10 protein-coding genes are annotated in these 16,982 nt (G+C 64.0%); 2 read left to right on the forward strand and 8 right to left on the reverse strand.

What is annotated here, in order from left to right; genetic code table 11:
• Window positions 1-368 precede the first annotated feature (368 nt).
• Window positions 369-3,692 carry a M10 family metallopeptidase C-terminal domain-containing protein gene (locus tag CVM73_RS41140; protein WP_100233911.1) on the reverse strand — a complete coding sequence of 1,108 codons (3,324 nt, stop codon included), beginning with the start codon at window positions 3,690-3,692 and terminating at the stop codon, window positions 369-371.
• Window positions 3,693-3,889: 197 nt separating this feature from the next.
• Between CVM73_RS41140 and CVM73_RS21740 the strand changes: the two genes are divergently transcribed.
• Together CVM73_RS21740 and CVM73_RS21745 are read left to right on the forward strand one after the other, a co-directional pair.
• Window positions 3,890-4,204 carry a hypothetical protein gene (locus CVM73_RS21740; RefSeq protein WP_100233912.1) on the forward strand — a complete coding sequence of 105 codons (315 nt, stop codon included), beginning with the start codon at window positions 3,890-3,892 and terminating at the stop codon, window positions 4,202-4,204.
• A 119-nt stretch (window positions 4,205-4,323) separates the two neighbouring features.
• Window positions 4,324-5,517, forward strand: a complete 1,194-nt coding sequence (locus CVM73_RS21745; RefSeq protein WP_167406974.1) for a CaiB/BaiF CoA transferase family protein — start codon at window positions 4,324-4,326, stop codon at window positions 5,515-5,517.
• Between the two features lie 124 nt (window positions 5,518-5,641).
• Here CVM73_RS21745 and CVM73_RS21750 read toward each other — a convergent pair whose 3' ends face one another.
• From CVM73_RS21750 to CVM73_RS21780, 7 genes are all read right to left on the reverse strand, one after another.
• Entirely contained in the window at window positions 5,642-6,520 is an 879-nt protein-coding gene (locus CVM73_RS21750; protein ID WP_100233914.1) for an outer membrane protein, read from the reverse strand.
• 167 nt (window positions 6,521-6,687) lie between these two features.
• Complete coding sequence (locus tag CVM73_RS21755) at window positions 6,688-8,205, reverse strand: tripartite tricarboxylate transporter permease (protein ID WP_100233915.1); 1,518 nt, start codon at window positions 8,203-8,205, stop codon at window positions 6,688-6,690.
• Between the two features lie 13 nt (window positions 8,206-8,218).
• A complete protein-coding gene (locus CVM73_RS21760) occupies window positions 8,219-8,761 on the reverse strand; it encodes a tripartite tricarboxylate transporter TctB family protein (protein WP_100233916.1) in 543 nt (180 codons plus the stop codon).
• Window positions 8,762-8,918: 157 nt separating this feature from the next.
• Entirely contained in the window at window positions 8,919-9,893 is a 975-nt protein-coding gene (locus tag CVM73_RS21765; RefSeq protein WP_167406975.1) for a Bug family tripartite tricarboxylate transporter substrate binding protein, read from the reverse strand.
• Window positions 9,894-10,094: 201 nt separating this feature from the next.
• Window positions 10,095-14,003, reverse strand: coding sequence for a beta strand repeat-containing protein (locus tag CVM73_RS21770; protein WP_100233918.1), 3,909 nt, complete (start codon window positions 14,001-14,003; stop codon window positions 10,095-10,097).
• Window positions 14,004-14,579: 576 nt separating this feature from the next.
• Window positions 14,580-15,377, reverse strand: coding sequence for an enoyl-CoA hydratase/isomerase family protein (locus tag CVM73_RS21775; RefSeq protein ID WP_100233919.1), 798 nt, complete (start codon window positions 15,375-15,377; stop codon window positions 14,580-14,582).
• Window positions 15,378-15,423: 46 nt separating this feature from the next.
• Entirely contained in the window at window positions 15,424-16,623 is a 1,200-nt protein-coding gene (locus CVM73_RS21780; protein WP_100233920.1) for a pyridoxal-phosphate-dependent aminotransferase family protein, read from the reverse strand.
• Between the last annotated feature and the right edge of the window lie 359 nt (window positions 16,624-16,982).

A 16,982-nucleotide genomic window follows, 5' to 3' on the forward strand; every position in this document is an offset into this window, starting at 1 on the left:
CTTTGCGGCGCTCGCAATACGGCCTTCGTGTTCAAATGATTGGATACGCAACGCTATTGGGAAAAAACGGAAGCAGGTTTTGGCACACCGCATCGCGCAACTGTTGCGTGATGGAACGCAGGCTTTCTAGTGGTCGCGCAGGATCAGGCAAGGTTCAATCGAACGTACCTTTTTACGTGCGGAATTTTTGGCCAAGAGCTTGCCGCGCAAGGTCCCGAAGCTCGTCCAGGACGGCCTCGGCGACGACAGCCACGGACGCTGATCGGCCCAACGTCGTGCACCTCCCACGATGGTGACGTTACCGGCCGGCCGTGACAAAGAGATGATCGGCGGCGCGGTCTCGACTCGACACCACGAGACCCACATCGTCAGCCCAGCAGGAAACCGGAGCCGTGCAGGCTGTGGAGCACATCCATCAGCATGTCAGTCACAGCCGTGTCGTGACTCCCCGCCACTTGAGTCCAGTGCTCCGACGCGGTCTGCGGATCGGCCGGCGCGGGCATAGGGTCAGGGGGCTCGGACGGAGCAGTCAATGAGGTTGCGTTCTGGGTGAAGTTGAACGCGAAGCTGTCACCAAGCGGCGCAGCGCCGACGGTGCCGTCGCCATTGAGATCCTGCTGGAGCGTCGGCTCCAGCGCCTTCAGAGACGTATCGGACCCGAGCACTTCTGGAGCCGCGGCAAGGGTGGTCTGGAAGTTGCCGTTGGCGTCCGTGCTCCAGACCGAATAGTGGGCGTTCGCCGAATTCTTCCAGACCACGTCGTAGCCGCCGCCGGACACTTTCTCGGCGCCGATCACCGACCAGGTGCCGTAGTTGGCCGCGATCACCGAAGCGCCGCCAAATTTGAGAGTAGGTCCGACGCCGGTGGACACGTCGGCCAAGTAATAACTGCCACCGGACAGGACCGCTTTGGTCGATCCGAACGCCTCAATCGTGACGCCGCTAATCGGCGCGCCGATCGTGCCGTCGCCGTTGAGGTCCTGTTGGAGCGTCGGCTCCAGCGCTTGCAGCGATGCATCGGTCCCGAGCACTTCGGGGGCAGCGGCGAGCGTGGTCAGGAAATTGCCGGTGGCGTCGGTGCTCCAGACGGAATAATGGGCGTTCGCCGAATTCTTCCAGACCACGTCGTAGCCGCCGCCACTCACCTGCTCGGCAGCAATCACGGACCATGTGCCGAAATTCGCCGCGACGACCGTAGCTCCCCCATATTTCAGCGTGGGCCCGGCGCCGGTCGAGATGTCGGCCAAGTAATAGTTGCCGCCCGACAGGACCGTTTTGGTTGATCCAAATGCCTCGACCGTGACGCCGCTGACGACCGGGACGCCGGTCGTGCCGTCGCCGTTGAGATCCTGGTGCAACGTCGGCTCCAGCGATTGCAGGGACGCATCGCTCCCGAGCACCTCAGGAGCTGCGGCGAGCGTGGTCAGGAAGTTACCGGTGCTGTCCGTGCTCCAGACGGAATAATGGGCGTTCGCCGAATTCTTCCAGACGACGTCGTAGCCGCCACCGCTCACCTGCTCGGCGGCAATGACGGACCATGTGCCGAAATTCGCCGCGATGACCGCAGCCCCGCCATATTTCAGGGTCGGTCCGCTGCCAGTCGATATGTCGGCCAGGTAATAGTTGCCACCTGACAGAACCGTTTTGGTCGATCCGAACGCCTCGATCGTGACGCCGCTGACGACGGGGGCGATGGGGATCCCGGTCGTGCCGTCGCCGTTGAGATCCTGCTGCAGCGTTGGCTCCAGTGCTTGCAGGGACGCATCGGTCCCCAGCACTTCCGGGGCCGCGGCGAGCGTCGTCAGGAAGTTGCCGGTGCTGTCCGTGCTCCAGACGGAATAGTGTGCGTTCGCCGAATTCTTCCAGACCACGTCATAGCCACCGCCCGTCACCTGCTCGGCGGCAATGACAGACCACGTGCCGAAATTCGCCGCGATCACCGCAGCCCCGGCATATTTCAGGATGGGACCGGTGCCGGTCGAGATGTTGGCAAGGTAATAGCTGCCGCCTGACAGAACCGTTTTGGTCGATCCGAACGCCTCGATCGTGACGCCGCTGACGACGGGGACCCCGATCGTGCCGTCGGCGTTGAGATCCTGTTGCAGCGTCGGCTCAAGCGCCTGAAGAGACGCGTCGGTGCCCAGCACTTCCGGGGCCGCGGCGAGGGTCGTCAGGAAGTTGCCGTTGCTGTCCGTGCTCCAGACTGAATAATGGGCGTTCGCCGAATTCTTCCAGACCACATCGTAGCCACCTCCCGACACTTGCTCGGCGGCAATGACCGACCAAGTACCGTAGTCGGCCACGTTTACCACGGAGCCTGCAAATTTCAGGACAGGCCCGCTGCCAGTCGAGATGCTGTTCAGGTAATAGTTGCCGTTCGTCAGAACCACGCTGGTCGATCCGAACGCCTCGATCACGCTCGGCACGAGACTGGCGCTGGCGACCGTCGAGCCACCAAACTGAAAATATTCGACGCCGGTGACGGTGTCGGTGCCGTCAGGCGAGCCGCTGCGCAGGTCGGTCAGCGTGAATGTCTGTGTCGTCGCGTTGTAGGAAACCGTGTAGTTGGCCCGGCTGCCCGAATATACTGCGGTGTCCGTGCCTGAGCCGCCATTGATGGTGTCGTTGCCGGCACCGCCGGTGATCGTGTCGTTGCCGCCGGCGCCGTTCAGCGTGTTGGCGATGGCGTTGCCGATGATCGTGTCGTTGCCGGACCCGCCGGTGGCGTTGTCGATGTAGGAGCGCGCGTCGCCATTGTAGAGATAGGCGTTGTAGACGTTGCCCGATGCGTAGTGCCCGTCACCGAGATAGGCCAGCTGCACGGAGGAGAACACCGACGAGGCACCGGGATTGAGGTTGATGCTCAGGTTCGTCGTGTAGTTCGACAGATCGTAGGTATCGACGCCGCCGCCGTCCCAGACGGTCTCGTAGATGCGGTTGGCCGAGCCGCCGACGCCGCCGCCGGGTGCGAGCTGCCCGACGCCGTTGATGAACTCCTGCCCCGTGGTCGGATTCCAGGTGTAGACGGTGTTGCTGCCCTGGGTCGTGTAGTCCGCGCCGTACATCGTCTGGAGCGCAAGGATATCGTTGGCCATGTAGGTCTGCGAGTATCCGTACGCTTCGTTGGTGTAGCCGCTCGTGGTCGAACCGCCGACATAGCTGCGATAGCTCATGACGGTGTATTCGCTGTCGTCATGCGCGCTCGGCACGGCGACGTTGGCGGGGCCGCCGGTCTCCTGGCTGTGCTTGAGGCCGAGGGCGTGGCCGAGCTCGTGCAGCGCGGTGGTGAAGTAATAATTGCCGAGCTTGGCCAGCGAGAAATTGTACTGAGTGCCGAACCAGATATCGCCGCCGGACGCATAGTTGCCGGGATAGTAGGCGTAGGCGGTCGGATTGGCGGCAGGCGACTGCGCGATCATGATGTCGGCGCCGTTCGTGCCCGCAAATTGGATGTTGGCGTTGGTATAGCCGAGGATCAATCCGATCGCGTAGTTGATCGCCGCCTGGATCTGGGTCGGCGCCGAGGCGAAGCCTGATGTCGTCGGCTCGCTGTCGCCGCCGCTGTAGGGATTGGCGTAGTCGCTCGGTGCGTCGGGAAAACTGTAGGTGATCGCGCCGGACCATTTATAGCCCGACAGCAGGCCGTCGATCTCGGCGTTGTTGGTGGCACTGACATTAACAGCGGTAGCCAATTGACTCTCCAGAGCGACACGTCGCGCGCGATTCGGGGCGAAGGCACATGATTCTAGCTTGAGAGTTAAACGTTTGGTTTAAATTGAGCAGCGGAGCCCCACCTTGTTCCATAAGGCCTTGTTAGCCATCAAATCCCGTAGTCATACGGTTCACACACAAGGTTGGTTCCCGCGGGTCTCGTAATTTGCAGGGTTTCATGAAACGACGCTCACTCTCGGCCGGCCTGGTTGGCGTCCTGATGGCGCTCGGCGGGCTGGATCATCAACCCTTCGGAGGACTGCCTGTCATGGCGGAGAAGGCCAAGGCGGATGAGAGCGGCAAGGAGAGCGGCGAGGCAGGACGCACGCCCTCCATGCCAATGGCCCGCGATCCTGCCGTTGCGGTGGCGGAGGAATACGAAGCCGCCCGCCGGAAGGGAACGCGGGAGGCCTTTGAGCTCTTCATTGCGCGCCACGGCGATGACCCCCTTGCTGAGCAGGCCCGCGCGGAATTGAAGCGCCTGTCGCGCTGACCTCTCGGAACACTGCGTCAGGCATGGCATTTCGGCAGGCGGCCTCGGCGCCGGGCCGGCTTGTCGCATGATCTTTCGGCACTATGGTAGGCCCGCAATCTGCCCCGGAGCCCTTCAAGATGCCCTTTCCGCATGCCTCGGAAGCCCTGTCGCGCTTCACCGTGCTCGATCTGACCCGTGTCCGCTCCGGGCCGACCTGCGTGCGGCAGCTCGCGGACTGGGGCGCCAGCGTCGTCAAGATCGACGCGCTGACCGAGGATGCCGGCGGCGAGCAGCCAGGTGGGCCGCGGCGCGGTTCCGACTTCCAGAATTTGCACCGCAACAAGCGGGCGATGACGCTGAACCTGAAGGACGAGCGCGGGCTCGCCGTGTTCAAGCGCCTCGCTGCCAGGGCCGACGTCGTGGTCGAGAATTTCCGGCCCGACGTGAAGAAGAAGCTCGGCATCGACTATGACAGCCTCGCCGCGATCAACCCGCGCATCGTCTATGGCAGCATCTCCGGCTTCGGCCAGGACGGCCCCTATCACAAGCGGCCGGGCTTCGATCAGATCGCGCAAGGCATGGGCGGGCTGATGTCGATCACCGGGGCGCCGGGCGAAGGACCGATGCGGGTCGGCATTCCCGTCGCCGACCTCACGGCGGGCCTGTTCTGCGCCATGGGCATCCTCACCGCGCTGCTCGAGCGCGAGGTCTCGGGCAAGGGCCAGTGGGTGCAGACCTCGCTGCTGCAGGCCCAGATCTTCATGCTCGACTTCCAGGCCGCGCGCTGGCTGATGGAGAAGGAGGTCGCGAGGCAAGCCGGCAACAACCATCCGACCAGCATTCCGACCGGCGTGTTCAAGACCTCGGACGGCTACATCAACATTGCCACCACGGGCGGACGGATCTGGGAGCGCTGCGCCCAGGCGATCGGCGCGCCCGAGCTCTATGCCCATCCCGACTATGCGACTGCCCCTGCCCGCTCCAAGAACCGGGATGCGCTCAACGCCGAGATCGAGAAGCGCACCGTGACGAAGTCGACCGAGACCTGGGTCCGCGAGCTCAACGAGGCCGGCGTGCCCTGCGGTCCGATCTATGCCATCGACCAAATGTTCGAGGACGCGCAGGTCAAGCATCTCGGCATTGCGCAGGACGTGCCGAACGACGAGGGCCGCCACATCCGCCTGGTCGGCCAACCCGTGACGCTGTCGCGCACGCCGAGCAGGATGGTGGCACGGCCGCCGGAATTCGGCGAGCAGACCGACGAGGTGCTGAAGGAGTTCGGCCTCAGTGCGGACGAGATCGCGAGGCTGCGGGACGCCAAGGTGGTGTGAGCCTCACACGCACCGTCCGCAACGGACAAAGCCCGGCGCGAGCCGGGCTTTGCTTTTTGTTGACGCCTTCTTGATCTCAGTACTTCGCTTAGTACTTGGCTTAGTACTTGGCTTAGTACTTGGCTTAGTACTTGGCGACCACCGGGCCACCGAACTGATAGTTGATGCCGGCGCGCAGGATGTGGTCGGTGAAGCGCGACGAGACGTTGGCGCTGATCGGCAAAGCGGGCACCAGCGTGAACGGGCCGGACGAGAAGCGGCCGAGATCCATGTAAAGGTACTCGAGCTTGCCGCTCCAGTTCTGGGTGATCTTGCCCTCGACGCCCACACCGGCGGTCCAGCCGACACGCGTGGTGGAGGTCGATGCGACCGACGAAATCGGGCCGAAGGGCGCGACAAGGCTGAAACTGGACATCGTTCCCGTGGTCTTGATCTCACCGAAGGCGACACCGCCGGTACCGTAGAACAGCACCTTCGGGGTCGCCAGGATGCCGACGCGACCGCGAACGGTACCGAACCACTGCAGGCTCTGGTCGACCGTCAAAGTCGTGCCGGCGAGACCGCCGGGCGGAAGGAATGTGAAGCCGGGAAGACAGGGTCCGCCGACTGGCGCGGCGGCCGAGCCCACGCAGCTATAACCGGCGCGACCCTTCTCACCCGACCATTGCACGTCGCCCTCGACGCCGAACACCCAGTTGGTGCTCTGCCAGTTGTAGCCGGCCTGACCGCCCGCGATGCCGCCGTTCATGTCGAACGCCGCGCTGGTGATGGAGCCCGCCGGAGGTGCGATCGGCGCGCCGGTTGTCGGGGTGAAATAGGAGACGTCGGTGCGCGAACGCCCCCAGCTATAGCCGCCATTGGCGCCAACGTAGAAACCGGTCCAGCTCCAGACCGGATCGACGATCGGCGCCTTCACATAAGGCTTTGCCGCGAGATCGGCAGCCAGCGCGCCCGTCGCAAACAGCGACATCGCCGCCGCCATTCCAATCACTATCCGCTTCATGGAGAATTCCCCCTCGCACGATTTCGTGATGAAAATATACGCCAGGGGACGGCCAAGGGCTGTGCCACAAAGGCAACATCCAGAAACAATCGAGCTGGAGTGGTATCCGGACCAGAACACTACCAGATCGCTATCTGCTTGATATCAAAAGATGTTGCTCTAGCGTCCTAGTGCGATGTCGTCCTAGTCCTGTGTGTCACTCCGACACGGGCGAGCAAACCGTCGATCACCGGCCAGAACAGCAGCAGAAACGCCAGGGTCGTGATCGAACCGACCAGCCCGTTCGACCAGAACACCCCAAGGTTTCCGCCAGAACCAATCATCGACAGGCGAAAGGCATCCTCGGCGCGGTTGCCGAGCACGAGCGCGAGGGTGAACGGGGCCAGCGGAATGCCGATCTTCTTGAAGACGTAGCCGACTATGCCGAAGCCGAGCATCAGCCAGATGTCAAACATCGCGTTCTGGATCGCGTAGGCGCCGATCGCGCAGGACACCACGATCATCGGCGCCACCGCCGCGAACGGCACGCGCAGGATCGAGGCGAAGATCGGCACCGTCGTCAACACCAGCACCAGGCCGACGACGTTGCCGAGATACATCGAGGCGATCAGGCCCCAGACGAAGTCCTTGTGCTCGACGAACAGCAGCGGCCCCGGATTGAGCCCCCACACCATCAGGCCGCCGAGCAGGATCGCGGCGGTGCCCGAGCCGGGAATGCCGAGCGCCAGCATCGGCAGCAGCGCCGAGGTGCCGGAGGCGTGCGCCGCGGTCTCCGGCGCGAACACGCCCTCGATGCGGCCCTTGCCGAAACTCTCGGACTCCTTGGCGAAGCGTTTTGCCAGGTTGTAGCCCATGAACGACGCCGCGATCGCGCCGCCCGGGGTGATGCCGAGCCAGCAACCGATGAAGGAGGAGCGCAGCAGCGTCACCCAGTATTTCGGCAGGTCCTTCCAGACGCCGAGCACGACGCGGAGCGAGATGCCCGCCGCATGTCCGCGCAGCGCCAGCCGTTCCTCCATCGTCAGCAGGATCTCGCTGATGCCGAACAGGCCGATGACGGCGACCAGGAAGTTGATGCCGCGGAGCAGCTCCGGCGAGCCGAAGGTCATGCGCAGATTGCCCGACACCGTGTCCATGCCGATGCCGGCGAGCAACAGGCCCAGCGACATCGAGATGACGGTCTTGTGCTTGGCTTCGCGCCCGAGGCCGACGAAGGAGCAGAAGGTGAGCAGATAGACCGCGAAGAACTCCGGCGGGCCGAATTTCAGCGCAAAGGACGAGATCATCGGCGCGAGGAAGGTGATCAGGAGCACCGCGACCAGCGAGCCGATGAAGGAGGAGGTGAACGCCGCAGTCAGCGCCTCGGCCGCCCTGCCCTGCTGCGCCATCGGATAGCCGTCGAAGGTGGTCGCGACCGACCAGGCTTCGCCCGGGATGTTGAACAGGATCGAGGTGATGGCACCGCCGAACAGCGCGCCCCAATAGATGCAGGACAGCATCACGATCGCCGAGGTCGGGTCCATCGTGAAGGTGAGCGGCAACAGGATCGCGACGCCATTGGGGCCGCCGAGCCCGGGCAGCACGCCGACGAAGATGCCGAGCACCAGCCCGACCATCATCAGCACGAGCGTCTTCCACGTCAGCAGGACGGCAAAGCCGTGGAGCAGGAGACCGAAAGCTTCCATCGCGCGGGACCGCCTAGCGGCCGAGGGCCGCTTCGAGCGGCCCTTTCGGCATGATGACGTCGAAGGCGATGTCGAATGTGACGAACATGATCGCCGTGAACACGAAAGCGGTGAGCAGCGACTTCCACAGCGCGATCCTGCCGACGAGGCGCATGAAGCCGGAGATCAAGAGAAAGCTCGCGACATAGAGGCCGAGGACCTGCGTCACCAGGCAGAACAGCAGCGTCGGCACGAACACCGCCATCACGCGGCGGCCTTGCGCGCGCGTGACGAAGGTCTCGCGCGCCGCGCGGTACGAGACGAGCGCCGCGATCAGGCCGTAGAGGCTGCCGCCGCCGAGGATGACCGACAGATAGAACGGGAAATAGCCGGGCTCGGGCCCGGTCGCATCCCAGGACGCGCCGGTGCGCCAATTGTCGTAGCCGAGCGTGATGGCGAGCGCGAGCAGCAGGAGGCAGACGACGATCTCGATCGTGCCGGAAGAGACGACGGAAGGCGAGTCGTCTTCGGGCGCGGTCGGATCCTCGACGACGATTTCGATATCGGTTTGGGACATGCTCTGCCAAGTCAAATTGCGCTGTCATCATCCGCGTAGGCGGATGATCCAGTACGCCGTGCAGAAGCCGTCTTTCGTCGAGCTCTGTGCAATACTGGATGCCCCGCCCCCCGTGCGCAATTGCGCACTAGGCGGGGCATGACGCCGAGGGTTGTAACTACTTCGCAACGAATCCGGCTTCCGTCATCAGCGACTTGTTCAGCGCATCGTCCTCCTCGAGAAACTGCACCATGTCCTTGCCGGTGAGGAAGATCGGCTTCAGCGCCTGCTTCTCCATGTAGTCCCTGTATTCCGCGGTCTGTGTCACCTTGTGGAACAGATCGACGTAGAACGCCTGCTGCTCAGCCGTGACCTTGCCGGGCAGGAACATCGCGCGCAGCATCAGATACTGCACGTCGACGCCCTCCTCCTTGCAGGTGGGGATGTCGGCCCAGGACTGGGTGTCCGTCACCTTGCCGGTGTAGGAGATGCGCTCCTTGTCGAAGACGCAGAGCGGACGCACCTGGCCGGCGCGCCAGACTTCGAGATTCTCGGATGGGTTGTTGACGTTGGCCTCGGTGTGGTTGCCGACCAGCTGGGTCGCGGCCTCCCCGCCGGACTTGTAAGGCAGATAGGAGAATTTCGCGCCGGTCTTCTGCTCCAGGAACACCGTGAGCACGTGGTCCTCGCGCTTGGAGCCGGTGCCGCCCATCTTGAACGGCGAGCCCGCGGCCTTCGCGGCCGCGACGAAGTCCTTCACCGTCTTGGGGCCTGCGCTGTTGTCCCAGAGCACGAACTGGTCGAGCGCGACCACAGAGACCGGCGTCAGCTCACGCCAGTTGAACGGGATCTTCGCCGACAGCGGCAGCATGTAGATCAGCGAATAGGCGATCAGCACCTTGTTCGGATCGCCCTCGCTGGACTTCATGTACATCAGCGCTTCCGCGCCCGAGGCGCCGCCCTTGAGCGAGACGACCATCGGCGGCTTCATCAGATTGTTCTTCTGGATCGCGGCCTGCATCATCCGCGCCATCTGATCGGAGGCACCACCCGCGCCCGCCGCCACCACGATCTCGACGGGTTTCGACGGCTCCCAGCCCGCAAAAGCCGGCGTGCCGCAAAGCGCGGCCGCAAGCGCCATTGCGGCCTTCATTCCATGTCCCACGTGCGTCTTCCCTATATTCTTGTTTGGATTGGAAATTCAGAGACGAATTCAGCGCCCATTGTGCTGGCGAATCCAGCCGAGTTCAAGCCATCCCACGTCATCCCCGTTATGACTTTGGAATGAGAATAGCGCGGCGCACAAAAAGCGCGGGCCGGCTTGGAGCCCGCGCCTCGGCTCGATGGCGAGGGCCTACACGACCAGTATGTCGTGCTGGTTGAGCAGCACGCCGTTCTGGACGCTGACCAATGCGACCGCCGCGCCTTGCGTCCCGTCGGCGCTGTAATAGAGCGTCTGGTTGCCGGTGTCGAAATGGAATTGGGAGGATCCCGAGAACACATCGTCGCCGGAGGCTTCGAACGTCACCTCCATCCCAGCCGTCAATCCGCCGCCGAAGCCGCTCGCCGACACCGCGATCCGGTCATGCTCGGTAGTGTTGTTGAAATCGCCGACCGTGCTCGGACCGGACGGCTGGAGGAAGGCGAAGGTGTCGTTGCCACCATCGCCGGTCATGGCATTACCAGTCGCGGTGGCGATCAGGACGTCGTCGCCGCCGCCCCCGCTCATCGTCTCGGTCCCATTGGTTGCGATCAGGATGTCGTCGCCGCCGGTGCCGATCAGCGCGGTCGCGCCGGCCGCGTTGTTGACGATGGTCGCGGTCGCAATATTGGAGGAGGTCGTGGTGCCGTCGGAGCTCGTGTAGCTGAACGAGCCGCCGAGCGTCGCGTCATCGCTGAAGAAGGCATTGCCGAACGCGACGGCACTGCCGCCGGCGCTCGCCGTGATGCTTCCGAGCGACAGCTGATCGATGGTGTCGGGGTCGGTGTCGTTCAAGGCGAGGGCCCAGCTCGGGATCTCGACCGTTGCGTTGGCACCGACATCGGTGACGACGGTCTCGCCGACCGCACTCGGCGCGTCATTGGTACCGATGATGGTGACGGTGACATCCTGCGTGGTCGAGCCGCCATTGTTGTCGGCAATCGTCACCAGATAGTCCTGGGTGAGCGTCTGTCCCTGCGCCAGGAACTGGATGTCGGCATTGTCGACCGTGAAATGCCAGGCGACGCTTCCCGCGCCGCCGGTCTCGCTGACCGGATCGAGCGAGAACGTGCCGACATAACCACCGTCGCCCGGCACGAAGCTTGCGCTGTGCGTGTCTCCGGGGTCGACGTCGGAGAACGACAGCGCGCCTTGCGTGGATTCGGTGGCAGGCCCCGTTGCCGGACTGACGTTGACGGAATCGAGGATCATGCCGGTGCCGTCGTCCTCATAGGCGAACTGCAGCAGCGTGGACGACAGCAAACCGTCGCCGAGCACGTCGAAGGAATAGTGGTTGACGCCGGACGGCACGTTGGCGAGCGACAGGATCGTCACCCCATCCCATGACACCGTGAACGGCGCGTTGACGCTTTCAGGGTCGCCGATGACGTCGAAGCTGACGAAATAGTGCTGCCCCGGCGTGGTCGCGATGGTCTGCGACAGCGTTTCCGGGCTGCTGTTCGCGAGCAGCTCGACCGAATAATGGCCGAAGCTGCCGCCGAGCTCGAGCTGCGCGACACGGATGTGTCCGCCGCCGCTCACCGTCCAATTGGCGAAATTGCCGGTTTCGAAATCGCCATTGAGGATCACTGGCGGACCGGCGTCCTCGGTGACCGATCCGCTGAGATTGGCCGCCGTGACAAGCGGATTGTCGTTGGCGCCGGCGATGTCGAAGGTCAGCGTGGTGGAGGCCTGATGGCCCTGGCCGTCATCGACCGTGAAGGTGAACTGGTCGGTGACGCTGTCGCCGGCGAGAAGCGCGTCCACCGAGGAATCCGCGACATAGCCGTAGGAGCCATCGGCGTTGAGCACCAGCGTTCCATGCGCACCGGCCACCGCATTGCCGACATTGGCGGCGCTGCCGTTGACCTCGGTCACGGTCCGCGGCGTGCTCGAATCCACCGGCTGCGTGATGTCAAAGATGGCGCCGGTCGCGATTGGCGTGCCGGCATCCGGGCCCGCGGTATCGGACGCCGCGATCGTCAGCGGTGTCAGGACGAGCGGATCGGCCGCGCCATCGATCGTGACGGTGACGGTCTGGGCCGAGCTGGTGAAGCCGTCCCAGACGTTGACGGCATATTGCACCGTCAGCGTCTCGCCGAGGCTCAAGAAATCGAGATCGGCATCGGCGATGCTGAAAGTCCAGTCGACGCTGCCGGAGCCGTTGCCCGTGGAATCGTGCAGCACCGTGGCGAGCGCCGATTGCAGGTCCACCAGCGTCTGCGCCGGGACGGCAAAAGCATTGGCCGACCATATTGCGGAGTCCAGCACCACGCTGACCGAATGCGTGTCCGACAGATCGACGTCGTTGAAGCTCAGCGTGCCCGTCGGCACCGGGCTCGTCGTGTCGGGCGACGGCGATCCGGTCACGCCCGGCTGCTCGGACAGCGAGGCGGATCCCGGTCCGCTCGTGATCACCGGCGCGTCGTTGGCGCCGGTGACGACGACGGAGACGGTCTGCGTCGCGCTGGTCGAGCCGTCCGCGACCGAGACGTCGTAGGTCACCGTCAGCGTCTCGCCAGCGGCGAGATAGTCGAGATCCTGATCGGGGATTGCAAAGTCCCAGTCGATGCTGCCGCTACCGGTGCCGGTGGAATCGTGCAGCGTCGTCGTCAGTGCCGCAGCGAGACTGGCCTGTGTCGAGGCCGGCGGCGTCGGTCCTGAGGCGGAGTTCAGCGTCGCTGTCACCATGTGCGTGTCGCTGGTGTCCTCATCGGTGAAGACAAGCGTGCCGGCCGGGGTCGTCGGCGTCGTGTCGAGGACCGGGGAGCCGGTGGTGGCGTCCTGCTCGGCCACGGTGGAGGATTGTGCATCACTCGTGATCACGACGGGCTCATTGACACCGAGGATGGTGATGGTGACGTCCTGGGTCGTGGCGGCCCCGGAGGGATCGGTGACGGTGACGTGATAGACGAGCTTGAGCGTCTCACCGCCGGTGAGGAAATTGGCCGAGGAATTTGGAAACGCGAAATTCCAATCGACCTCGCCGATCAGATGGCCGGTCGAATCCTGGAGCGAGGTGCCGAATGCGGCGAGCAATTGCGCATTCGTCAGGGGTATCGAACCGCCGCCCGAACGACTCGCGGTGACCGTCGTCGAGACAGTGTGCGCGTCGGCAAGATCGATGTCGGTGAAGACCAGGCTGTCATGCGCGGTGAGATTGCCGCCGGGGTCGACATTCTGATCCTCGACGAGAGCGGCCGATTCCGGGCACGACAGGAACAGCGGCCTGTCGTTGGTGCCGACCACCGTCACGGTCACCGTTTGAGCGGAGACTCCGCCGGCATGATCGTCGAGCTGCACGGTGTAGGTGATGTCGAGATGCTGGCCAGCGGCCAGATAATCGAAGGCGAGATCGGGCGCGGAGAAGGTGGTGTTGATGGTGCCGGTCGAGGAGCCGGAGGCCTTGACGACGTTATCGACGTGGAAGAACGACATCAGCTCGGCATTGCCGAACGGCCCCGGCAACAGGCCTGCGGTGGCGCCGGAGGCCGATACACCGATCACGGTCGCGGTGTGCCCGGTGTTGGCGAGGTCGTCGTCGGTGAAATTGAGCGCGACGTGAACCGTATCGGGCGACAGCGACAGCGTCTGGTTGGTCTGCTCGGTGACGGTTGCCGCCGTCGTCATGTTGATGACGGGCTTGTCGTCGGTCCCTGTGACGGTGATCTTGACCGTCTGGACGGCGAAGCCGCCGTGATTGTCGAGCACCGTGATGTCGTAGGTCAGGACCAGCGTCTGGTTCTTGGCGAGGAAATCGAAATCCTCGTCCACGTCGCTAAAACTCCATTTGAGCTGGCCCGAGCCGTTTGCATCGCTCAGGATCTGCGATTGCATCGCGGCCTGGAAATGCGCCAGCGAGGCCGCCGGAACGGTCGTTCCGCCTGACACGACCACGGAATGCAGCGTCGCCGATGTCGTATGGGTATCGGTCCTGTCGCTGTCCCTGAAGCTCATCGTCCCGGACATCGTATGCAGCGTGGTTGAATCGTTGAGGTTGGCAAATTCTGTGAAGCTGCCCGTCGCGGATGACGAGGTGAAAACCGGCGTGTGGTTGGTCATGGAAAATCCCTGCCTGCGTTGCCATGAAGGCGCCGCCGCACGAAGACGCGGCGACGTGACTAATCGGTCTGAGAAATCAGACAAGACTCAACGGCTTTGACTCAAAGGCCTTGGTTTAAGGGTCTTGCTTCAGGAGCTTGGGCTTGTTCGCGAGGTCGGGCCTGGCGTCGGGATGGTCAGCAGCAATGAAATTCTGGCGCGGCTCGCGTGGTCGAAATTACGTCGGTACTTCTACAGTTCGATTTCAGTTCAATGACGTCCGGTTGCAGTACGGTCGGCCGGAACGCTTCTCACAATCAGCGTCGCTCAACCGACTGAGCCCCAACCCAACGGCCGGACCATCGCCTCAAAGAAACGAGGCGGTGGAATGCAACCTCTGCGATCTTAGGCCGAGGCTCGCCGCGCCGTCAACGTAAACGCGTGGACCGCGCACGTTCACAATCACGGTTCCGAATGGCGGAACCGTCTGAGATGCCTGTGACAATTTTGATTTACGCGGTGGTCACGGCGATGGATGTCGGCAATTACTTTGGCTCCGCACGCCGCGCCTGTGGCGCAAAAAGCCGAGGGCACGCGCTACCTGCCCTTCCACACGGGCGCCCGCTTGTTGAGGAAGGCGTCCATGCCTTCGCGGAAATCTTCGCTCATATAGGCCTTGAGGATCAGGTCCTCGCCTTCCTCGCGCGACAGCGTGCGGCGGATGCGGCGCACCGCTTCCTTGGTCGCTTCCAGCGTCAGCGGCGCGTGGCTGGCGACGAGCTTCGCGGTCTCGTCGGCGCGGCGCTGCAGCGTCTCGACGTCGGGCACGACCTCGTTGAGCAGGCCGAGGGCGAGCGCTTCCTGCGCCTCGACGAGGCGCGCCCTAAAGATCAGATCCTTGGTGCGGGCGGGTCCGACCAGCGCGACGACGCGGCTGATGTTCGACATCGACAGGCAGTTGCCGAGCGTGCGCGCGATCGGAAAGCCCATCCGCGTCGTCTCGGTGCCGATGCGAAGATCGCAGCAGGCCGCAATGCCGGCGCCGCCGCCGGTGCAGGCGCCGGCGATGGCCGCGATCACGGGCACGCGGCACTGCTCGAGCGTGCCGAGCACGCGGTCGATCCGCGCCTCGTAGTCGAGCGCGTCCTGCGCGGTCTTGAAGGCGCGAAATTGCGAGATGTCCGTGCCGGAGGCGAACGCCTTGTCACCGGCGCCGGTCAGGATCAGCGCCTTGATCGAGCGATCGGCGTTGATCTCCAGGCAGATCTCTGCCATGCGGTCATACATGGCGAAGGTCATCGCGTTGCGCGCCTGCGGGCGGTTGAAGGTGATCCGCGCGATGCCGTCCTGGACGGAGTAGAGCAGGTCTTCGTTGGCGGTCGCAGGTAGGTTCATCGCGCGCTCACTTTCTTCACTACAGTTCAATTCGGTCAGGCCGCCCTTAGGCGACCTGGGCCTTGGTCATCGGCACCACGTCGCGTCCCTTCAGGACGTCCATGGCCGCCAATACGCCGCCGCTCCGGTGCGGGATCTTTGCAAGATCGAGACCCATCTCGACGCCGGCGAGCGTGCCCATCAGCATCAGATCATTGAAGTGGCCGATATGGCCGATGCGGAACACCTTGCCCTTGACCTTGTTGAGGCCGGTGCCGAGCGACATGTCGAAGTTCTCCAGCACCACCTTGCGGAAGGCATCCGCGTCGTGCCCCTCGGGCACGCGCACGCCGGTCAGCGCCGGTGAGTGGGCGGCGGGATCGGCGCACTGCGTCTCGAGACCCCAGACCTTGACCGCAGCCCGTGTCGCGGCGCTGTGGCGCTTGTGGCGGGACCAGACGTTCTCCAGCCCCTCCTCCTCCAGCATCTTGACCGCTTCGCGCAGGCCGTAGAGCAGATTGGTCGCGGGCGTATAGGGGAACGTGCCGAGCTTGTTGAAGCTGATGACCTCCTGCCAGTCCCAATAGGAGCGCATGCCCGGATTCGCCTTGGCGACCGCGAGCGCCTTTTCGGAGACGGCGTTGAAGCCGAGGCCGGGCGGCAGCATCAGACCCTTCTGGGAGCCCGCCACCGAGACGTCGATGCCCCAGGCGTCGTGCTCATACTCCATCGAGCCGAGGCCGGAGATGGTGTCGACCATCAGCAGCGCCGGATGCTTCGTGCGGTCGAGGATCTTGCGCACTTCCGCTGGCGGCGTCACGCAGCCGGTCGAGGTCTCGTTGTGCACGACGCAGACTGCCTTGATGGCGTGCTGCTTGTCGGCGGCAAGGCGCTTCTCGATCTCGGCGAGATCGGCGCCATGGCGCCAGTCGCTCGGGATGAAGTCGACGTCGAGCTTGAACTTGTCGGCGATGCCGCGCCAGAGCACGGCGAACTGGCCGGTCTCGCACATCAAGACCTTGTCGCCGGGTGCGAACACATTGACCATCGCCGCTTCCCAGGCGCCGGTGCCGGACGAGGGGAAGATGATCACGGGCTGCTTGGTGCGGAATACCCGCTGCATCGCGGCGAGGACGGCAAAACCAAGCTCGGCGAACTCCGGACCGCGATGGTCCAGCGTCGGCATGTCCATCGCCCGCAGCACCCGGTCGGGCACATTGGTCGGTCCTGGAATCTGTAAGAAATGCCTTCCAGTATGCACGGTCATCGGCGTCCTTCCCGGTTGAGCCTTGGTTTTGGTGGCCGCCGAATAGCACCATTTGACCGGCTTGTCCCCTCCTCCAAAAGGGGCCGTCCGTGCGTAGCTGGCCGCCCTCGGCTGCCCTCCCTTCCACCGCAGGGCTATCGCATATGGTGTGAAAGATGCTTCGGCGTCGGGACTGGGCTCCCTCTCCCGCTTGCGAGAGCTTTGCGCAATGTCTTGTGCGGGAGTGAGGTTCGATTTCGGGCTTTTTTTGAACGACCTCGGGCGTCGGGCGCGAAGTGGACAGGTCCGTTTTCGCGGCCGATCGGTGGTGGCGGTCGATGGCAGTCATGCTGCGGCCCCTACGGGCTGCAGTACCGCCC

The organism is Bradyrhizobium forestalis (assembly GCF_002795245.1).
GTDB classification, from domain to species: Bacteria; Pseudomonadota; Alphaproteobacteria; order Rhizobiales; family Xanthobacteraceae; genus Bradyrhizobium; species Bradyrhizobium forestalis.